At 44.8% G+C, this 20,800-nt stretch carries 15 protein-coding genes and 1 pseudogene; 4 read left to right on the forward strand and 12 right to left on the reverse strand.

Features of this window, described 5'->3' with window-relative positions; all coding sequences use genetic code 11:
• On the reverse strand, window positions 1–497 hold a 497-nt coding region (locus ACESM0_RS06510; protein ID WP_372904815.1), incomplete at its 3' end, for an alcohol dehydrogenase catalytic domain-containing protein.
• Window positions 498–776: 279 nt separating this feature from the next.
• On the opposite strand from ACESM0_RS06510, the gene ACESM0_RS06515 reads away from it, so the two are divergent.
• Both ACESM0_RS06515 and ACESM0_RS06520 read left to right on the forward strand, forming a co-directional pair.
• The gene (locus ACESM0_RS06515) at window positions 777–1,511 is read left to right on the forward strand and encodes an ATP-binding cassette domain-containing protein (RefSeq protein ID WP_372904817.1); all 735 of its coding nucleotides are present in this window, start codon (window positions 777–779) and stop codon (window positions 1,509–1,511) included.
• 1 nt (window position 1,512) lies between these two features.
• Window positions 1,513–2,991: a glycine betaine ABC transporter substrate-binding protein gene (locus ACESM0_RS06520; protein WP_372904819.1), complete on the forward strand. Its 1,479-nt coding sequence runs from the start codon at window positions 1,513–1,515 to the stop codon at window positions 2,989–2,991.
• 219 nt (window positions 2,992–3,210) lie between these two features.
• On the opposite strand, the gene ACESM0_RS06525 is transcribed toward ACESM0_RS06520, so the two are convergent.
• The 3 genes from ACESM0_RS06525 to ACESM0_RS06535 form a co-directional block, all read right to left on the reverse strand.
• A complete protein-coding gene (locus ACESM0_RS06525; protein ID WP_372904821.1) occupies window positions 3,211–3,957 on the reverse strand; it encodes a carbonic anhydrase family protein in 747 nt (248 codons plus the stop codon).
• A gap of 187 nt (window positions 3,958–4,144) precedes the next feature.
• Complete coding sequence (locus ACESM0_RS06530; RefSeq protein ID WP_372904823.1) at window positions 4,145–4,444, reverse strand: hypothetical protein; 300 nt, start codon at window positions 4,442–4,444, stop codon at window positions 4,145–4,147.
• A 225-nt stretch (window positions 4,445–4,669) separates the two neighbouring features.
• Complete coding sequence (locus ACESM0_RS06535; RefSeq protein WP_372904825.1) at window positions 4,670–5,029, reverse strand: MotA/TolQ/ExbB proton channel family protein; 360 nt, start codon at window positions 5,027–5,029, stop codon at window positions 4,670–4,672.
• Window positions 5,030–5,140: 111 nt separating this feature from the next.
• Here ACESM0_RS06535 and ACESM0_RS06540 point away from each other — a divergent pair, with 111 nt between their 5' ends.
• Window positions 5,141–5,923, forward strand: a complete 783-nt coding sequence (locus tag ACESM0_RS06540; RefSeq protein WP_372904827.1) for a LytR/AlgR family response regulator transcription factor — start codon at window positions 5,141–5,143, stop codon at window positions 5,921–5,923.
• Window positions 5,924–6,046: 123 nt separating this feature from the next.
• Here ACESM0_RS06540 and trxA read toward each other — a convergent pair whose 3' ends face one another.
• The 8 genes from trxA to ACESM0_RS06580 all read right to left on the reverse strand — a co-directional run bounded on the left by trxA (window position 6,047) and on the right by ACESM0_RS06580 (window position 20,142).
• Window positions 6,047–6,415: a thioredoxin gene (gene trxA, locus ACESM0_RS06545; RefSeq protein WP_372904829.1), complete on the reverse strand. Its 369-nt coding sequence runs from the start codon at window positions 6,413–6,415 to the stop codon at window positions 6,047–6,049.
• A 223-nt stretch (window positions 6,416–6,638) separates the two neighbouring features.
• A complete protein-coding gene (katG, locus tag ACESM0_RS06550) occupies window positions 6,639–8,873 on the reverse strand; it encodes a catalase/peroxidase HPI (protein WP_372904831.1) in 2,235 nt (744 codons plus the stop codon).
• A gap of 98 nt (window positions 8,874–8,971) precedes the next feature.
• A complete protein-coding gene (locus ACESM0_RS06555; RefSeq protein ID WP_372904833.1) occupies window positions 8,972–9,094 on the reverse strand; it encodes a hypothetical protein in 123 nt (40 codons plus the stop codon).
• Between the two features lie 273 nt (window positions 9,095–9,367).
• Window positions 9,368–11,986: a M14 family metallopeptidase gene (locus ACESM0_RS06560; protein WP_372904834.1), complete on the reverse strand. Its 2,619-nt coding sequence runs from the start codon at window positions 11,984–11,986 to the stop codon at window positions 9,368–9,370.
• Between the two features lie 151 nt (window positions 11,987–12,137).
• Window positions 12,138–12,620: a DUF4199 domain-containing protein gene (locus tag ACESM0_RS06565; protein ID WP_372904836.1), complete on the reverse strand. Its 483-nt coding sequence runs from the start codon at window positions 12,618–12,620 to the stop codon at window positions 12,138–12,140.
• Between the two features lie 93 nt (window positions 12,621–12,713).
• Entirely contained in the window at window positions 12,714–13,652 is a 939-nt protein-coding gene (locus ACESM0_RS06570) for a matrixin family metalloprotease (protein ID WP_372904838.1), read from the reverse strand.
• Between the two features lie 77 nt (window positions 13,653–13,729).
• Window positions 13,730–18,211, reverse strand: a complete 4,482-nt coding sequence (locus ACESM0_RS06575; RefSeq protein WP_372904840.1) for a translocation/assembly module TamB domain-containing protein — start codon at window positions 18,209–18,211, stop codon at window positions 13,730–13,732.
• Window positions 18,211–20,142: an autotransporter assembly complex protein TamA gene (locus ACESM0_RS06580; RefSeq protein WP_372904842.1), complete on the reverse strand. Its 1,932-nt coding sequence runs from the start codon at window positions 20,140–20,142 to the stop codon at window positions 18,211–18,213. Before ACESM0_RS06580 ends, ACESM0_RS06575 begins: the two co-directional genes overlap by 1 nt.
• Before the next feature lie 106 nt (window positions 20,143–20,248).
• Here ACESM0_RS06580 and ACESM0_RS06585 point away from each other — a divergent pair.
• Window positions 20,249–20,800, forward strand: a pseudogene (locus tag ACESM0_RS06585) (hypothetical protein); the annotation flags it as partial.

Below are 20,800 nucleotides of genomic sequence, written 5' to 3' on the forward strand. Positions count from 1 at the left end.
AGGTCACCGGGACGAGCGCCGGAGTTTCTTAGTGCATTAAATGTGGTAATTCCTGCGCATAAAAGGGGTGCGGCCTCTTCTGAGGAGAGATCTTCAGGCACTCTTGCAAGAGCTTCCTGGGGTGCTGTCATGTACTCAGCATATCCGCCATCGTAGCTGATACCGGCTACCTGGCCGTTTTCACAGTTGATAAAATCACCGCGCCGGCAGGGATCGCATTGAAAGCAATGTCCGCCGTGCCAACCAACGCCCACCCGGTCGCCTTTATTCCAGTTGCTAATTTCCGACCCCGTCTCTTCAACAATTCCTACAACTTCGTGTCCCGGCACTCGGGGATATTCAATACCCGGAAAGAGACCATCTTTCACCATGGCATCGCTGTGGCAAATCCCACACGCTTCAACTTTAATCAAAACTTCTCTGGCTGACGGTTTTGGAACCGGCAGATCTACAATTTCAAAATCACTTCCGGATTCTTTAATCTGGGCTGCTTTCATTGTCTGATCCTGTTTGTTTTCTGTTGAATTTTTGTTCTATTTCTTCAACTTGATTTGAGTTAATAGCATTCCATGAGGGGCTGCCGGATCCCGCATTAAACTGCAGTGAATTTCGGCAGATGTACCGTTTAAATTAATCCCCCTAATCCTTTATGATTCCAAAGTCTACATGCTATCTCCTGGAGATTTGCAGATTCAGTTCATTGGAAATACCGATGTTTGGCATGGCAGACCTCCATTACTTAGGCGTTCACTTCTGAATCCTTTACATTTCATCTCATGATCTCAGCGCAAAATATTAACAAAACGTACGATCAGCGAGTACTCGACGATGTTTCGTTCACTATCCCAACCGGGCGTACCATCTCTCTCATCGGACCGAGCGGTTGCGGTAAGTCTACCCTTCTTCGAATTATTATGGGTCTGATCCCCGCTGACTCCGGCACTGTTGAGATTGCAAGTGAAAAAATGCATTCCGGCAATGTGCTGGAGCTGAGGCGAAAAATGGGTTATGTGATTCAAACCGGGGGCTTGTTTCCGCATCTCACCGCAAGGGAAAATCTCACGTTGGTAACCAACTTTCTGAAACTGAATCCTGAAGAAGTTGAAGAGCGTATCGAAAAACTAATAACTCTTACAAATATCGATCCATCCCTGCTGGAGAGAAAACCTGAAAAACTCTCAGGCGGACAGGCACAGCGGATCAGCCTTATGCGAGCATTGATGCTCGATCCTCCCATCCTCCTGATGGATGAACCGCTCGGTTCAATTGACCCGCTTGTACGCCACGAACTGCAGAACGATCTTAGATCTATTTTCCGCGAGCTCAAAAAAACTGTTTTGATTGTGACACACGACCTGGGAGAAGCAGCGTTTCTTGGCGATGCTATCTCATTGATGCAGTCGGGCCGCATCGTTCAGGAGGGTACCATCCGGGAGATCATTGACAAACCCGAAAATGAGTTTGTAGAACAGTTTGTGAACGCGCAACGCAGTCCACTGGAGAACCTGTAGAATGAAGAAATTGAAATGGATACCGGCCATTATCCTGCTTTTCGTTGTCTTAGTAAGCTATGCAGGAGTTCGGCCCACCGCTGCTCAGCAGAGCGCCAAAATTGGAACCAAGGCCTTTACCGAATCGGTCATTCTCGGTGAATTGCTCGAACAGTCGATAGAATCGGAGGGAGCAGATGCCGACTTGTACAAACAGCTGGGAGGAACGAGAATTCTCTGGAGCGCTCTCCTGAGCGGAGAAATTGACCTATACCCTGACTACACCGGCACCATCATTGAAGAGATCCTCGCCGGACAAGACATCAGCGATGCGGGAGAGCTCAGACAGACGTTAAGGGATCTTGGGATTCGAATGACCCGTCCGCTCGGATTCAACAACACCTACGCCCTTGGCATGAAGCGTGAGAAAGCTGAAAGACTGGGAATAGAAACCATCTCCGATTTGAGAGACCATCCGGAACTCACATTCGGCTTCAGTAATGAGTTCATGGACCGTCGTGACGGATGGCCGGGGATCCAATCGGAATACCGGCTCAATCCCCGCCGGGTAAACGGTCTCGAACACGCCCTTGCTTACCGTGGCCTGGAAAGCGGCAGTATTGACGTGATCGACCTCTACTCCACCGATCCCGAAATTGAGTACTACGATCTGGCCATACTTGAAGACGATCTCAACTTTTTTCCAGACTACGAGGCTGTAGTTCTTTACCGTGAGGGGCTGGATGACGAGATTGTGAGTGCCATTACACGTTTCGAAGGTGCGATTTCTCAACGGGACATGATCGCCATGAATAAACGGGTTAAGATAGACAGGCTGGCTGATGATGCAACTGCATCTGCATATCTCAGAGACACTTTCCAAATTGAATCTGAATTCAGTACATCGGGATTTACCGAGAGACTATTGCGCCATACCGTTGACCATCTCTACCTTGTGGTTATTTCCCTTGGCCTTGCCATCCTGGTCTCTATACCGCTGGGTATCTTGGCGGTGAAGGTATCATGGCTTGAAACAGCCGTTCTTGGCTCTGTGGGTATCATGCAGACGATTCCTTCCCTTGCGCTATTGGTTTTTATGATTCCGATTTTCGGGATCGGCGCACTTCCGGCTATGGCTGCTCTTTTTCTCTATAGCCTGCTACCGATTGTAAGGAACACACATGCCGGAATCAAAGCCATACCGACACCTGTAATGGAATCGGCCCGCGCGCTAGGCCTTCCCGATTCACTCATACTCAGAAAAATTGAACTCCCGATTGCCATTCCCTCCATTTTAGCCGGAATTAAAACATCGGCAGTAATCAATGTGGGAGTGGCAACTCTCGGTGCCCTCATCGGCGCCGGCGGCTATGGTCAGCCGATACTGACTGGGATCCGGCTCGACAGCGTACCGCTTATCCTCGAGGGAGCTGTACCGGCAGCTCTTCTTGCATTGCTGGTACAGGGACTATTTGACCTTATTGAGCGTAAAATCACGTGACTTATTGTTTTGAAGGGCAAATTGAAATTGCAGTATTCAGGCGGTGAAACAACAGTCAGTGCCGGCTTCTATTTACCTATTTACAGATGACCCGGTGCCGTGTGATAGATATTCAGGGCGTATGATGCAGTTCTGGTCTAAAAACCATATAAAGAGCGTGTGCTTTTTCAGGCAGTCAGAAATTCTGCCATCTAAAGCACACGCTGATGGATTTATGATTTAGTCGAGGAATGTAACTTCACCGGTATCCAGGTCATAAAATGCACCGGCAATGACCACTTCTCCGTTACGCTCAAGCTCAGAAATGATTTCACTTCTCTCTCGCATCTGCTCAATCGTGTAACGAACATTGGTGTTCACCACATGAGTTACATACTCGTCGTTTGAGGAGGTCATCTCACCCTCTCCTTCGTATTCCTCTTCCGACATCTCAACTGCGGGTCTGATCTTGGAAAGCATGGCTGTTATGTTGCCCATTTCAACATCGTCAATGGCAGATTTTACAGCTCCGCAGTGTTCGTGGCCCATCACCACTACAACTTTGGAACCCGCAACTGCAGTACCGAATTCCGTGCTTCCCAGAATATCCTCATTAACAAAGTTGCCGGCTACCCTGGCAACAAATATATCCCCAATACTCTTGTCAAAGATGGATTCCACGGGAACACGGCTGTCGATGCATGCGATCACCACCGCCTCAGGATACTGGCCCGAGGATGTTTTCTCGACCTGGGCTTGATAATCCTGCGGTGTCAGATTGTTGGACACAAAACGCTGATTCCCCTCTTTCAGGCCGTCAAGGATTTCCTCGGATGTAAGGGCTTGTTGGTCCTCTTGGGTTATCACATCACCATCCAGTTGCTCACTTGAAGCACCGGTTTCTGGTGAATCGGACTGAGTAGTACATGCAGTAAATGAAAACATCAGGAAAATGGCAGTAGTAAATAATGATAATTTCGTAAACATAATTTTTTGATTTGAAATGGTTTATGAAGAGTGATATCCGGCCTGTTAGTCCTTCATAATATGTTTGGGCAAAATAGACTTTACCTTATTCGTTCAGTTTTTGATATCAATTATATATCTCTGCCCAACAACACAAATGGTATGAATAGAAGAGAACAAGCCAATAATAATAAGTAGGCGGGACAACTTAGGCTAAGTCGGGAGGGGGAGTGGGCACTGAACGTTCAAAGTTTTTAAAAGCAGATTCCTGAAGAAAGGGATTGACTGCAAAAGGTTTACCCATCAATCCGGCATTCAGTAAAGATTCAATATCGTCTTCCAGGCTATGCTCTTCAAGAATTTCCATAAACGAATTTCCGGCATTTGAAGCTTCCTCGACTGGAAACCATGTTTCCATGTCAATAGCATGCTGCACTGCAGTACCCATAAAGAAAAATGGAAGTACTGCTAAAATAAGTCTCCTGTATGTTCTAAGTGCTTGAATCAAATCTTTCTATACAGATTACTGATTAACGATCATCGCTTGAAATATCGATGAAACTAATGTAGAAACAAAAAAATTCGATTGGGAGAATTATTTCTAATTTTATGAATTGACATCAATTTTTTTGACTCAAATTCACGCTATATAAAAAAGGCAGCATCATAATGAATCGAAGTTGCCTTTTCATTTCAGATTAAAGTTTACAGTCTGTTTATTACTTATTATTACTTACCGGGTTCTCCCCGTCAGATTCAATCCAAATGTTAGAATGATGGCGAGGATAAAAATTACAAGCCCATATATCGATGTTATTGAGGAGACCTTCAGTCCACCGGCAAGCATTGACTGTGAAACAGAGCCCATCTCTTCAATTGCTGAAAAAGCCTGATATAAACCGATAAACTGACCAAAAATCCCTATTACTAGTCCAAGAATTCCCAGTTCTTTTACCCAACTGTCAGCAGGTGGATTTTCACCATCTTTCTTTTTTTGTATTGCGATATAACACGCCAATGAAACCATAGCTACAAGGATAATGGTTAATATGCCCATGAAGAGCGGACCGCCGATAAAAAATAGATCAATCATAGTTTATTATTATGTGAATGAATGTTCACAAGAAATGTATCTTATGCAAGCTGTTTTGAGCAATGTTAAATCCCGCATAAAACATGTAGTTCACCGATAAAAAATGATGTTTTGATCGATATTCGCGATTTTTTGAATAAAAAAATGCAGCCCGTTAAACATATTTTATTTTGGACAGTAACCGGTTCAATCCTGGTTACAGTTTTTGGTAGCACGTACGGTGATTATGTGAAAAGTTTCTATTTTGTCACCTTTTTGCTTCCGGTGGCTATGGCTACCTCCTACTTTTTTAATTACCATATTGTGCCTCAATTTCTTCTAAAGAAAAAGTACGCTCGGTTCACGCTCTACACAATCTATACAGTTGTCATATCTTTTTACCTGGAAATGGTAGTCATTACAATTTCCTTCATTGTACTGGCTAACTATAACTATGGTGAACTTAGCCCAATAATGACAAACGTCTTCATTTTGGGATTTTCAATTTATCTCATTGTGCTTTTAAAAGCTTTCTACCTTTTATACAGACGGTTAACGGAGAGTGAAGTTAGGCTAAATCAACTGAAGAATGAGAAAGAAGCACTGAAGACATCCTTTATAACCGTTCGGGCAGATCGCTCAAATTATCAAATTAAACTGAATGAATTGATCTACCTAGAGAGTTTGAGCGACTATGTGAAAATACATTTTAACGATCAGTCACTTACTACACGAGATACTATCTCCTCTTTTGAAGAAAGCTTACCCGAAACATTTGTAAGAATTCACAGGTCGTACATTGTTAACCTTGATTACATTACTGAATTTAGCAGTAAATCAGTTACCGTTGGACGAACTGAGCTACCGATAAGTCGAACCTACAAAGACACGGCGCTAAAATACATTTCAGATTAGATATGAGCAGTCCACAAGGGAACGACTTGTAACCAGATCGTAAATATCAATTCTGAATAAAAAAAGCAGTCCGATTTTCATCGAACTGCCTCTAAAAAACGTAATTACTTCAAATTAAACCAATCAGACAGAAGCTTTGACTTCTAATTTCTCTTCAATCAGCTTGATGAACTGAGATTTTGGCAAGGCTCCGGCAGCCATTTGCGGCTGTCCGTCAACCGGAATAAACAGAATGGAAGGAATACTTCGAATTCCGAATACAGCCGATAGTTCCTGCTCTGCTTCGGTATCAATTTTATAGATATCTACTTGCCCTTCATATTTGTCGGACAGCTCTTCGATGATGGGTGCAACCATTTTGCAGGGTCCGCACCAATCGGCATAAAAGTCGATAATCGCAGGTTTATCTCCTTTAAAGTTCCATTCCTGATTGTTTTCGTAATCAAATACTTTTTCCAGAAAGCTTTCTTTGGTTAGATGCTCTGCAGCCATATTATCCTCTTTTTATTAATAGTTTTGGATATGAATATACGAATTTTGTCAGATAGTTTGGCCCGGGATCAATAGATATTGATGATGAACTGAATAGAAAGAACCATTACGGCGCACTAGTTAGAATGAGAACTATCTTAGCCAGGATCTCATAAAAAAGGCAGCCCCGGCTTTCGCCGAAACTGCCTTCCAGAACGTTTAAAGTTCTATATTGAAACTGTGATTACTTCAGATCAAAACGATCCAGGTTCATCACTTTATCCCACGCTTTCACGAAATCGTTGAGGAATTTCTCCTCGGAATCTGAGCTACCGTACACTTCTGCTACCGCTCTCAGTTCAGAATTTGAACCGAAGATCAGGTCGGCACGTGTAGCTGTCCAATGCACGTTTCCGGTGTCGCGGTGACGACCTTCAAACAGGTCTCCCTCTTCGGAAGTTGCCTTCCATTCGTTGCTCAGATCGAGCAGATTTATGAAGAAGTCGTTTGATAGTGTGCCCGGCTTATCGGTAAACACACCGTGACGTGTTCCGTCCCAGTTGGTATCCATAACACGCATTCCGCCAAGCAGAACAGTCATTTCGGGGATGGTGAGCGTCATTAGCTGAGCTCTGTCCACCAGCATCTCTTCTGCTGTTTCAGTTCTGCGAGCATGTGGTTTAAAGTAGTTACGAAAACCGTCAGCTTCAGGCTTCATCCACTCAAAAGACTCTACATCGGTCTGATCTTCTGATGCATCTGCACGGCCCGGTGTGAATGGAACGCTGATATCGTGACCGGCTTTCTCTGCTGCCTTTTCAATAGCGGCACATCCACCTAGAACGATTACATCAGCCAGTGATACTTTCTTTTCGCCGGACTGGGAATCGTTAAACTCTTTTTGAACTTCTTCCAGTTTACCGAGCACTTTCTCGAGCTGTCTTGGATTATTTACTTCCCAGTTCTTCTGCGGCTCAAGTCGAACCCGAGCACCGTTTGCACCGCCTCGCTTATCTGAATCGCGGTAAGTAGATGCAGAAGCCCATGCAGCCGATACCAGTTCTGAAACTGAGAGTCCTGTATCAAGAATTTTTCCTTTCAGATCCTCGATATCCTTGTCGTCGATCAATTCATGATCCACTTCAGGGATAGGATCCTGCCAGACCAGATCTTCTTCCGGTACTTCAGGTCCAAGATATCTGGATTTTGGTCCCATATCTCGGTGAACAAGTTTAAACCACGCTCGTGCAAAAACATCAGCGAAGTATTCAGGATCATTGTAGAATTTTTCGGAGATCTTTCTGTACTCGGGATCTGCAATCATTGCAATATCCGTGGTAAGCATCATCGGAGCGTTTTTCTTCCCTTCGATGTGTGCATCGGGAACAGTACCGTCACCGGCATTATCTTTGGGCGTCCACTGCCATTTTCCTGCCGGGCTCTTGGTCAGCTCCCACTCATACTCAAAAAGGTTTTCATAAAAACCCATATCCCATTTGAGAGGCTCATTTGTCCACGCTCCTTCCAGTCCACTTGTAATTGTATCGGCACCTTTTCCGGTTCCGTAGTTGCTCTTCCAGCCAAGTCCCATCTCTTCCATCGGTGCTTTTTCCGGATCGGGTCCGTTGTGCTCTTCCGGAGCCGCTCCATGCACTTTACCGAAAGTGTGTCCACCGGCAATCAGAGCTACGGTCTCTTCGTCATTCATTGCCATTCTTCGGAATGATTGACGGATAAATTGTGCCGCTTTCTTCGGATCAGGCTCTCCATTAGGTCCTTCAGGGTTTACATATATCAAACCCATATGGTCGGCAGCAAGTCTGCCTTTCAGGTTTCCATCTTCGTCATGGCGCTCATCACCAAGCCATTCATGCTCGGGTCCCCAGTTAATATCTCTTTCCGGCTCCCATACGTCTGCACGACCGCCGCCAAAACCAAATGTTTCAAAACCCATAGACTCAAGCGCAACATTTCCGGCCAAGATCATCAAATCAGCCCATGATAGCTTTCTTCCATACTTCTCTTTGATTGGCCAGAGCAGACGCCGTGCTTTATCAAGACTCACGTTATCAGGCCAGCTGTTAACCGGTGCAAAGCGCTGATTACCGGTACTTCCGCCACCGCGCCCATCGGCCACACGATACGTTCCCGCACTGTGCCACGCCATACGTATCATCAGGGGTCCGTAATGACCCCAATCGGCAGGCCACCAATCTTTAGAGTCAGTCATCAGGTCGTTGAGATCCTTTTTAACCTCATTCAGGTCAAGTTTTTTAAACTCTTCCGCGTAGTCAAAATCTTCACCCATAGGATCAGAAAAGGGTGAGTGTTGGCGCAGAATATCCAAATCCAGTTTATTGGGCCACCAGTCACGGATTCTTGTTCCTGATCCGGCGGTGTCTTTAATCACTCCGTTTCCATTGTGAAACGGACATTTACTTTCGTTGCTTGCAGCGTTTTGATTCTCTTTTTTATCCATCCAAACAGTTATTAGTGGTTCATATTTATCATAATTAAAATAGTAATTCCTTTACAACCAATTCATATAGATAATGCCAATCGTATCAATTTTGGCGGCTAATCAAAGTTACTCTGTGCGAAGGTTCGTCTGACTCTTTGATTGGTGGTTTTAAAATAAGCCAAATAGATATAGTAATTTTCTTCGCCGGGATAAATCCCGCGCTCGTATGTAAAACCCATGAATGGGTTTGAATTCCAGACAATATCGAGAAAAGTGAAAGCCTCAAAAATCGAGGCTTAATATACGAGCCGGTCATTTATGGCCGGCAAACCAGACATGGTATTTTTACTCCAGTGAACTCGATTTTAACGAGTAATCGGATTGATCAGATCAAAGGTGCCTGATGGATATAAATCGTCCATCGCAGTTCGTCCATCGATCATTCGTAGTTCATTATCTCTGATTGACGAACTTCGAACCACGAACGACCGACTCACCGATTATCTGTCTTATCACATCGAAGGCACCAGCATTACCGCGTTAATCATCAGACGCTCCGGTCCTCTCCAGAACATTCGGTACTGGGTGTTATCAGTCAGCAGAACAACTTTTCCGCTGCCCATGGATGTAACCCCGGCAAATACATTTCCGGCTGCTTTCTGTATATTTTCCTGAGACGCATATCCTGAAGCCAACAGTTGAGAAGCATCTTTTTCATAGTATCCCACAACCTGGTAGCTGCTGGATGGCTTCAGCTGATCGGTATTGTAGGTAAGGCTGTAAAGCTTCTCCTTCACGCCAAATGCGAGTGGGTTCGACACATCAACATGAGATTTGAAAGCAGTGCCGGGAATTCTGCGAAGCCCGAATGTATCCACTCTTGCTTCATAAGGAGTGTACGCTACCGGATCTACGTCAGTTTCTTCATCTTCCTCCTCATTTTTGACGAGTTCTACACCAGTCCACTCCATGCGGTCTTTCGTCATACTCAGAGCCGAAGCTTCGGTTGTAACAAGAGTACCGCCGCGTTCAACCCACTCTTTCAGAGCCTCTTGTTGACGCTCACCGTAGTGAGGCGCGCTTCCCCGCTGGCCCGGAAGGATGATGACATCATACTCGTCCAGATCGACGGATGCCAACCTGTGTGACCGGATTCGAGAAATACCATATTCTATATTTCGATCAAACTGAAACAAGATCTGTCCGGCCGTATAGGAGTTGAATGGCTGATCGATCACCATGGCCACTTTTGGTTGATGCAACACATTGCTGCTTCGGGATGCCAGATCGATTCCCGAATCCATCCGACCGGTATCTAAACCGTGAATTCGCACACCGGCATACTCTGCCACCTGCTGCATATCATTGCGAATTTCGTCTCTTTTCTCATAATTTCGTCCCATCAAGACGATCAATGTTCCCCTGGAAAACTCCACTCCATCCTTGCTGAACACCTTTTCCGCAGAACGCACATTATAACCTCTTCTCCAAAGTTCACCCAATGCCTTTGGTGCTGTTGGCTGATCCCAGTCAATCACAAAAGCATATTCAGCGGATGAATTGATTACATCTTCATTACGTACCGGAACCTCTTCAACCATGGATGTTGAAACGGACGGGTCATTATTCACAAGGGCAGCGTCCAGGTTGTACGCCATCGGGATGGACCAGACCGACATGTCGTACATCACCGAGTCTTCAATGGCCATCTCCGGTTCAAACAGCGTGGTAACGAACAAATGCCTGGCTTGATTGGTACGTATGATAAAATCACCCTGATTGAATGAACGCCGCTGAGCTTCATTTTCCCAGTAGTCAAAAGCATTTCGAAGTGTAAAATTCTCATTGGCCCGCTCTACATTCACACCCTGCTTCAGCATAATGTCGATCACATCGTAGGTGTGGTCATTCGGGTTATCCGGCAGTATGTAAGCTTTTGTTTCCACTTTCGAATTGGCGGGATTCAGCGCTTCCCGAAAATAGCTAAGCAGTTCCTCACGATTTTCAACCGCTGTTCGGACGGTAGCGACACTGTTTTTATAATGGTCGAATATTCTTTGTTGAAGAGTCAAAACATATCCCTCTTCGGTTTCAACAGCACGGCCGCCCCGGCTATGTCCGCCCTGTTCGGCCAGCATCCCGATTCCTCCCATCAAACTCGGGTAGGAGGATCCGTAGCCGGGATAGAAGAAATCGAACGCTTCGGTTGTGGCATAGTTGATGTTGTGTTTATCAAACTCATCAATGGTTCCTCTTCCAAACCGGTCACTCCACTCCTCATAATCATCCGGAAGCTGCAAATTGCGGGGTGTGGTTCCCGGCATGGTAAAATAGTTATTGTTAAAACCTTGCTCGTGAATATCGAGATGAACCTGTGGCATCCACTTTTGATACTCCGCAATTCTGCCTCTCGATTCGGGATGAACCAGCCAGACCCAATCGCGATTCAGATCAAACCAGTAGTGATTTGTTCTTCCGCCGGGCCAGATTTCATCATGCTCCAAATCAAACGGATCTGTATTGAGCATATGAGCCTGAGAGGATTTATACCAGGTTACATAGCGATCGCGGCCGTCGGGGTTCAAAATCGGATCTATGATTACGACAGATTCATCCCTGAATCGTACCGACTCCTCATCTTCAGCCGCCGCAAGCCGATAGGCCGTCTGCAGTGCCGCTTCCGCACTAGATGCTTCATTTCCATGTACTCCGTAACTGAGCCATACAATGGCAGGATGATCCTCCGCCAGCTCAGCCACTTCACTTTGGCTCAGATCTTTATAATCGGCAAGCCTCAAATTGTCTTCCCGGATTTGTTCAAGATTGTCATGATTCTCCTCACCGGTAATAATCACCAGCCAGAGATCGCGGCCCTCGTAGGTTTGACCGTAAGTTACAATTGAAACCCGATCGCTTTCGGCAGCCAGATTCTTCAGATAAGATCCCAGCTGGTAGTGGTGAGAATACTCCTCGCCAAGTTGATACCCTAAAAATTCGGCGGGAGATGTAATCCCAGACTGATAGGGCAGCTCCGGATCAAATTGAAAACGGTCGTTCAGCAATTGAGAAGCTGCAGTTGATGTTATTAGAAAAAATAGTAGAGAAGTAAGAAGGAGCTTAATAGAGTTCATATGAAAATGGTTTTTTAAATGTATTCAGCAAGAGAATACTAAATAAAAAAGCCATTTTCTTGAAGTTGTAAAAATTGCCACGGAAATACGAAGGGGCACATAGTTTTCTGTGTTTCCGTGGCTATAAAAATCAATTCGTCAGTACAGTACTTTACTTGGGTTTTTTCATCGTAAAGGCGGCTACAATTGCCGATGTAATGGCACCCATCATCAAGGCTCCGAGCGAACCCTGTATCATATAACTCTTCAGATTAAAATAACCGCGAGCTTCACTTCGAGACATCTGTCCGGTTTGCACGGAGTAATCGATAATGTTTTCGAAATACTCCGGAGATATAAAGCTATGAATAATCCACTGAGCAAGAGGGCTTAAAACAGCTATCACAACGGTAATATAGAAACCGGTCATAAATCCCTGTGTCCAGGTCATATATCCATCATAATCGTTTTTCCGCTTATCCAGGAAAGCAATCACATAAACAACTACGGCAATAAAGGCGAAAAAAATGGTCATAGTGGCATGGCTTTCAATATTTTCACCATGCCAGCCCATTAACTTCTCAAAAATCATCCATAACATTAAGACAGCGATAAAAATCAGTCCCCACTTCAGTTCTTTTTTAAACTTTCCCATCCTTCCCTCCACTTTATATTGTAAAAATCAGGCTGATTGACCTGTTCTCATAGAATTATAGTAAAATTTTAAACAGTATTTAATCGTCTTTATCTATTTGCAAACTTCAGCAATAGCGCGCTTGTCTTCGGTGGTGAGCTGAATAATAGGATAAATCTCCTGACCTCCCATCTGGCTGTACATAATCGAAGCGGGGTCATTTCCGTGTTTTAGACCCAGGGCATGACCCAGCTCGTGAGCTAATACGAGATACAGGTCCCGCTTATTCAAAAACTGGTTTACTGTTATCACTCCGCCAGCGTTCAAATTGCGGTACGTAGCTTTTGTGAAACGATTTTCTCCGGCATAATCTTCATTGTATTGATCTATCAGCGTGTTACTCTCGTCAATTCGATTATTCAGGCGATCCACATAATTATTGATCTCATCCGCCAGTTGATCCAATACACTTTTCTCTTCTACCAACCTCTCCTGCATCCTCTCCACATCACTTTTCTTCTGCTCAAAGTATCGCCTATCCTGCTCTGAAAGCTCTTGACTACCATTTTTTTCCCGAACCCATTTATTCAATTCATCAATCTCCTGCTTTGTTTGATTGGCCAGCTTTTCATATTCAGCTGATTCTTGTTCGAACCGTTCACGCCGGTTTTCGTACTCTCTTTGAAGTTGGTCCGTTCTTATCTGCTCCGACTCAATCTGTTCTCGAAAACGCATTTCGCCAACTGCCAGCTCCTGACGATCATCGTAAATAAAATCTATTTCCAAATCACCATCTTCAGCATAATATGCCAGAGGTCGGTCAATAGCTTCAGACCATAACAAGGAGGCCACTTGCATAGCTTCTTTAACTTCGTCCTCTGTAATATCGAAACGAGGATCGATAGTCCCGATTTTGTAAGAGAGAGGTTCATCACACGCACCCAGGTCGCTGTGCATAACAGGTTCCGGTTTTTCGTAACTGAAGAAAAACCATCCTGCAACTACAACAACCAATACAATAATTGCGTATTTGAGAATATCGATGAGCGTCATGGTAATATTGTTTTGGACTCATCATTTAAACTGATTGAAGCCCATAATTATTTCACAATTTATCTTTGTACTGCTGATTAATATTCGTATTCCCATCGCAAATCAATACCCTCTCTTGAGTCATCACCCTGCGTAATGAGAAGCTCCAGATTTTCAGTAAGCATATACTCCAACATAAACAGAGTTTTTGGCCTGCTGCTGCTGATCTCATTGATCACGGCAAAAAACGTTCTTCGATTCAGATACCAACCGGTTTTAATAGAGGTTGAGCTGTCTGAACCGGAACGACTGTTATCAATTTGAACCACATCAATTCCCAGGCTTTGGGAAGCCAGCATTTCAACCCTGTCGAGCAGTACATCCAATGCCAGGTCTGCAGCGCTTGGACTGCTTCCGCTTCCTGCAACCACCTGCTCCCAGGATTCCAGCTCGTAAAAGGGTTTTCCAAAAAGTGTGTAACTGATGATATCCTCCAGTTCCAGTGGCGGCTCACTGTCAAACCGAAAATCCGGCTCTTGTGCAGTCCCCTCAATAATATAGAAAATCTGTACTTCCGACTGAGCCTGTGCCGGTTCAAACTCTGTTCGAATATTCAATTCCGGATCGTCTACCGGTCCATAAAACGTCACCAATGCCTCATCCAGCATAAAGTTTTTCCCAAGCGGGCGGGCATAACCCCTGACGCCTTCAAGCGAACCAAACATCTCTAAATCTGCATTCCTCTGTTTTACCAGGTCTACATCACCCTCCAGCTCGATTTCCATATCCAGATATTGCCGGTTCCTGATAAAAAACTGACGGGCAATACTTACATTCATCTCCATTTCAAGCATCTCATAAAACTCTAGCGGGTCAGATTCCTCTTCATCCTCGAGCTGAACATCCTCGACAGACTCCTCTCCAAAATTCTGTAGATTCACAAATCCATTCAAAAATGTGAGTTCACCCGTCAACTTTGGTTCTTCAAAAGTTCCGGCCAATTCTGCGTCAAGGTCAATAGTCGCGTTATAATCAGATGTATTGGCTGCCCTGAATTGTCGGCCACGGATCGTCATTTGTACATTACCCGGAGCAAGATCCTCCACTTCAACCGAACCGTTTGCCTCAATCTGCCCGGGACCACTTTTCATCCTGAATTGCTCGAGCACAACTTCTTCGCCGGAAAAATTGACCCTGGATCTTATATCGCTGAGCGTTATACCCGCAGGAACAACTCGAAGGTTACCGTTTAAAAGCTCCAAATTTCCCGACGTCTGAAGATCTTCCAGCCTGCCCGAGAGTGAAAGATTTCCATTCAGCCGGCCACGCAGTTCTCTCAATATTTCGTTATCCAGAAAGTCGTTGAAAATAGCCAGATTGAATTTATCCGTTCTGAAATTTAGAGCCACTTCATCATCCTGTTCCGGCAACAGCACTTCAGCCGACCGGAGGTCGACAATAAACGGGAAACGTGCATCCATATCTAACACCGGTTCACCACGGGCTACCACCTGCCCTTCGAAGTCTACATACTCATCATTGTGCACATAGTTCAAATCCAGGTCGGCACTGTCAATCTCAATACCTGAAAATCTGGCCTGTTGAAGCTGCATGTTTCCGATCAGCTCCGGATTCCCTGCAATACCCGACAAATCAGCTCTCAGGTTTATACTGCCACCTGTTTCCTCCGATTCAAAATCGGGCAGAAAAGTAAACCAGTAAGACAGGTCTGTATCAAAAATTTCAAAATATCCTGTAACCTCCCGATCAAAAAATTGATCGTCAAAAGTTGCGGGGTCACCAGACACATAAGGAACCTGAAGTTGCCCCTCAAATAACCGGTCCTCATTTTTATTGCCATCAAATGCAAGCTGCAGCCACTCTTCCTCAACATTCAGATAGAAGTTAAACAAGTCCATTGTGCCCCCTTCATACACAATATCACGAATGTCCCCGTTAACAGATACAAAGAGATTATCATCATCATTTTCAAAACTGAGCTTACCCGACAAATACCCTTCAGCAACAGGATCTTCCAGCATAAGGGTTTGAATGGCACCCAGATTGAGCCTTTCAGCTTCCAATCCGGCATCCTGCACATCAGAGGAAATTTCATTTGCCCATATGGAAAGGAATGATTCTTCAGATGAATCCCGGATCGTAGCTGTATCAACTCGGGCCCTTTGATTTTCAATATCATATTCAAAATCAAAGGGCCGGTCCAGACTCAACGTTCGGAGCTCTGTTGAGAAGTCGAGCATCGTAGTCTGGACCAATGCAGCCGTATCTTCAACCCGAAAATTTCCTTCGTGATGCAGGGTGCAAACATCTTCATCAAAAACTTCGAATGTAAAGTCACCACTCGTTATGGAGTCCCACTGCTTCAAGCTGCTCTGAAATCGCACATCCTGAACAGTAAAACCACTTACGGTGGAATTCCTCAACTGAAGCTCAAAATCAGCCTCAGGTTCATCCAGCAAGCGTGCTTGTATGTTTCCATTCAACTCATTGGATAGAAAGAGGGAATCAAGCTGAGCGTTCTTCAAATTAGCTTCTGCATTAAATACCAGGTAACCTTCTCCGCTGCGGTTTAAAACTCCGCTTATTTCACCTTCCGACTGGAACTCCTCCGCATTAACCAGTGGTGTCAGTGGCTGTAAATCCTTGAGTTTGGCCCTGAAATCAACGCGATTTTCCAGATTGGTCAGATCTGTTATATGGTGTTTTGCTGAAATTTCAGCATCAGCGATTGAGCTTTCGAGGAGTGTGTTTTCCAATGTGAGAAATTGATTCTCTATCCTGATATCCGCCTTCAGCGTTTCAATCGGTGTTCTGTTTATAAAACTTGAATCCATTGCTGCCGTTGCCTGAAGGTCAATCGTCTCGAGGCTGATTCCGCTACCCGTGCCTTCAAATGTACCGTTTAGCAATGTTGGAAAGTCTTCAAAGCCGGTGATCTCAGCCAAATTAAATTCAAGAACAGAGGCCTTGAAATTGTAGTCCGGTTCCAATTGCCAGTTCTCCGCATCTATTCTCGCTTCCAGCCTGCTTTGGTCGAGCCTGGCCGACAAGTTTCCGGCAAGGGTTTGGGTATTCAAATTACCCCTGAAGAGTATCTCAGAAAACATCTGATCACCAAAGCGTCCGCCTTCAACTGCAATTTCTGCAATGGCCTGTATTTGACCCGCTGAGACTCCTCTGCCCGAAAATGTGGACCTAATATTCATCTCACTATCAAAGCCGGGCTCGGCCAACCATGTAGCCAGATTGATACTGTCTGTCTCTACATTACCATTCCAAACCGGGATCTCACTCCAGATCTGTTCTACAGCGAATTCCAGATCAATCTGTTCTCCTGCATTTTCTGCTATCGCTGTTAAATTGGTACGGTCGTCATTCAGTTCATACTCCGATTCAAAACGATCAATTTGATATCTGTCATATGACAAGTCTGTGAAATTCATTCGGCCTGAAAAATTCGACTCCTGAAAATTTTCCAATGGTATAAATCCCTCACCTGAAAATTGAAATTCGCCAACCGATGGTGCAAGTTCGATACCCGTCAGCTCTGGAGTGTCGAGATTACGCATGCGAACATCAATCCGGCTCAGAGAAGGAGATTCTTCCGCATTGAGAATTGCTTCGATACTCAGCATCTCCATTCCCGTACCGGAGATATTTGCTGAGAGATTTAAATCCGATAACTGCCCCTTCGCACCAATTTCAATATTCAGATCGTGCTGAAGCGGTAAGTTCTCAACATAAGCTGCAATATCGTCCCTGCTCAACGGTGATAATCCTGCCGAAGCGGTTAAGTTCTCATTTATATCGTATTGAGACTCTGCCCGCAGCATCGTTCGCCCGGTCTGAACTACGAGCGATCCAAGTGTGATCCTGTCGTCATCGCCGCGGGCTTCCATCATAAAATCAATCTGATCTGGCAGGCGCGCCTCCTCAAGCTGAAATTCAAGTGATCGAATGTTTGTGGTATATCCGCGCTCTTCAATTCCTCCGGACGCCGATAAATTCAAATTTCGCACGTTAACGAATCCGTCCGGCAACAGATAGTCTGATTCTATATCTGCATTCAAATCTCTGATTTCTAAATCACGGATTGTCCAATAAAAAGCCCCTTCTTGTTCATCTTCAACTTCTGTTTCGGGTAGAAGTGCCATTACGTTCCAAACAGAATCGGCGTCCTGTTTAATAAAAGATTCCAAACCATAAACGGACAGCTGTTCCACCGTATGAGGTGACCTGATCACATCCAGTAGCCGGTATTGAACGGATGCCGAATCGAGAGTTGCAATGGTTCCATTTTGGTTGTCGGCAATCCTTGCACCATAAACTGTAAAACTATTGAGCAGGTCACCCTGAATGGATTCAATTTCCAGCGAGCCATTCAAAATCTCACCGGCCTGTCTCTCCGCAAAATTTCGGGCGTAGTTAAACAGTACATCACTCTTTAAAAAGAGACGCAATGAAATAATAAGTCCAACCAGAACGGCTGCAAAAATTGCCCACTTCACCCATCGGCGATTATTTTTAGTTTCGGTATGTTTCTCAGATTCTTGTGTCATTAAAATGCTTGTCCAATGCTAAAGTGTACTCCAATACGGCTCCATGCACTTCCAAAATCTTCACCTTCATAAATATTCAGGTCCTCATCCGTCGGATTCAGCTTATAACCAACGTCTACCCGAACCGGCCCGATGGGTGACTGGTACCGAATCCCTCCACCGGCTCCATACTGGATCGGTCGATCCTCCAGGCTGTTTAAATCCCTCCAGATCTGTCCACCATCCAAAAAAGCAGCAAGACCAACATTGGGTATCAATTCATTCAAATCTTGTCGCAGCTCCAGGTTAAAGGTAAACATCGAGCGGCCTCCTACCGGAATATATGTCTCAAAATCTCCCGAGTCATCAAACCGCACCCTGCTCGGGCCAAGTTCCTGGCGGTTCCAGCCGCGCACAGAGTTTGTACCCCCTGTAAAAAAACGAATATTAGACGGTAACCGCTGATCCCCGCTATAGAATATAACGCCGGTGTTAATCCGTGTGGCAAAGACAAGGTGGTTTGTCAAATGTGTATACCTGCGAATATCGAGCAGCGCTTTCTGGAAGGTAAATGTAGATTCACTAAATGTTCCTGAAATCTCAACAAACGGTTGAATAAGCCAACCACGAGGGTCACGGCTCAACCCCTCACTGTAATAGCCTGAGAGTGAGAGTGAGGACACATTATAGTTCAAAACTGAATCGGGCAGTGCTGCATCACTACTTCTTGAAAGCTCCTCGTTGATCGAAAATTCATAAGATCCAGACGCCGTCTTGGTTCGGTCAAACTGATAGATAAAGCTGTTATTGAAACCGGCGCGCAACAATTCAAACGACGGCTCCAGCTTATGCTGGCCAAACAGACTGCTTACGTTACTGCTGCGAGAGTTAAAGACATAAGGAACCAAAAAGTCGGTGCTTAGCCTTTGCTCAATAAACGAAGCCCTTCCGCTTACACCAAAGCGATGGCCTGTACCGGTTATGTTTCTATTTTGCCAACTTACCTGGCTACGCAGCAACTCCTCCCTGCCAAATCCAATTGTTGCCTGAACCGATCGTTTTGGATGTTCCCGCACCCTCAAAAGAACATTTAGTGTCGAGTCTTGAGGCTGATCGGTGATATTGATTGTGGCAAACCGGAACAGGTGATGATTAAAAACCTGCCGTTGGGCATCCTGTATTTTACTTCTCCTGTAAAGCTCTCCTTCCTTGATATCTGTCTCACGAATTAAAATTCTTTCCGGTACAGATATTTCACCCTCAATTTCAATATCAGAAAAATAGGTTTTTGTATTGGGTTTGGCTTTTATCGTGATATCTGCCCTGCTCGCAACCGAGTCCACGTCTGCTATAATTTCAACTTCCGGCCAGGCGAAACCCAGCTCTTCAAGGAGGTTTAAAAAGCGCCCTTCCACGTCAGGCCTTCTCAACGTTTGATAACGATTTCCCACCTGAAATGTATGTTGCTCTTCTGCTCTTTCAAACTCGCGTGATGATCGTATTTCATCTGCTATTTCGGGTGCCGCATCGATTTCAATTTTTGATCTTCGAATTTGAAGAGAATTTCCCTCCCTGATCTGAAATACTACCTCTTTCTGCCACGCCTTCTTCCGATCTTTTATTTCATAACTTACATCTACGTTTGGATATCCTCTGCGTTCGTAATATCTCATAATCCTGATCCGATCACGGCGAACATCCATCTCATTGAAAACAGAGTCTCCGGTGCGACGAAATATTTTTTGAAGAAAACTTGGGCTGGACGTTGCAATAATCTCACGCAAAACCATATCCCGGTAGTTTTCATTACCCTCGAATGATACCTTCCAAACGATCGGTTCTCGTTCGCTTTCTTGGGCTGTCGCTGAGCCCGGTAATAAAAAAGCAATACAGGAAATGCATAAAAAAAGAAAAAGCTTGTAAGTAGCGTTATCTTGAATAGTATTCAGCAAAAGGAGTTTTTATATCTTTTATAAAACTGAGTCTTACAGTATATGTAGTTTCCTGAACATAGAAAATTTTTCTGCAGAGAATATCATCTCAAAAAATACAATTTTAATGCTCAATACCCGTAAATCATTTCTATTTATCATTTTAATTTCTGCTTTAACCCTCAGCAGCTGCAAAACTTCTGAAGAATTTACCGGCTATTCATACGATCCTGAAGGTGTAACCGAAACATCCGACCGTGAAATTAATCATCAGAATAAACGGACCATCGGATTTCTTGAAGATGGCGTTTGGATCACAAATGAATTTCGCGGCTCAAGAGTAAACGACGTTATCCGCACCGGGACATATCACTACCGCCTGCAGATCAATCCGGAAATAAGCCCTATCAACAACAGTCCATGGTACGGTTTTCAGGTTTGGGCTGATGATACCACGCACGTAACACTGGAACTTACGTACACCGATGGCCGCCATCGATACAGACCTGAAATAAGTTACAACGGTGGTCAAACCTGGCAAAAGGCCGATTCAATCAGCTACAATCGCGAACCTGAAACACGTATCGGGGTCATCTCTTTGGAGATTGGCCCGGAACCGGTCTGGATTTCCGCGCAGGTTCCACAAACCACCACAGAATTTCGCGAATGGTCAGACCGG

The sequence above is a fragment of the Rhodohalobacter sp. genome (genome assembly GCF_041686455.1).
Taxonomy (GTDB): Bacteria; Bacteroidota; Rhodothermia; order Balneolales; family Balneolaceae; genus Rhodohalobacter.

Coding starts and splice junctions, on each gene's coding strand:
- ACESM0_RS06515 (WP_372904817.1), top strand. CDS start 777: ATGATCTCAGCGCAAAATATTAACAAAACGTACGATCAGCGAGTACTC.
- ACESM0_RS06520 (WP_372904819.1), top strand. CDS start 1,513: ATGAAGAAATTGAAATGGATACCGGCCATTATCCTGCTTTTCGTTGTC.
- ACESM0_RS06525 (WP_372904821.1), bottom strand. CDS start 3,957: ATGTTTACGAAATTATCATTATTTACTACTGCCATTTTCCTGATGTTT.
- ACESM0_RS06535 (WP_372904825.1), bottom strand. CDS start 5,029: ATGATTGATCTATTTTTTATCGGCGGTCCGCTCTTCATGGGCATATTA.
- trxA (WP_372904829.1), bottom strand. CDS start 6,415: ATGGCTGCAGAGCATCTAACCAAAGAAAGCTTTCTGGAAAAAGTATTT.
- katG (WP_372904831.1), bottom strand. CDS start 8,873: ATGGATAAAAAAGAGAATCAAAACGCTGCAAGCAACGAAAGTAAATGT.
- ACESM0_RS06555 (WP_372904833.1), bottom strand. CDS start 9,094: ATGGGTTTTACATACGAGCGCGGGATTTATCCCGGCGAAGAAAATTAC.
- ACESM0_RS06560 (WP_372904834.1), bottom strand. CDS start 11,986: ATGAACTCTATTAAGCTCCTTCTTACTTCTCTACTATTTTTTCTAATA.
- ACESM0_RS06565 (WP_372904836.1), bottom strand. CDS start 12,620: ATGGGAAAGTTTAAAAAAGAACTGAAGTGGGGACTGATTTTTATCGCT.
- ACESM0_RS06570 (WP_372904838.1), bottom strand. CDS start 13,652: ATGACGCTCATCGATATTCTCAAATACGCAATTATTGTATTGGTTGTT.
- ACESM0_RS06575 (WP_372904840.1), bottom strand. CDS start 18,211: ATGACACAAGAATCTGAGAAACATACCGAAACTAAAAATAATCGCCGA.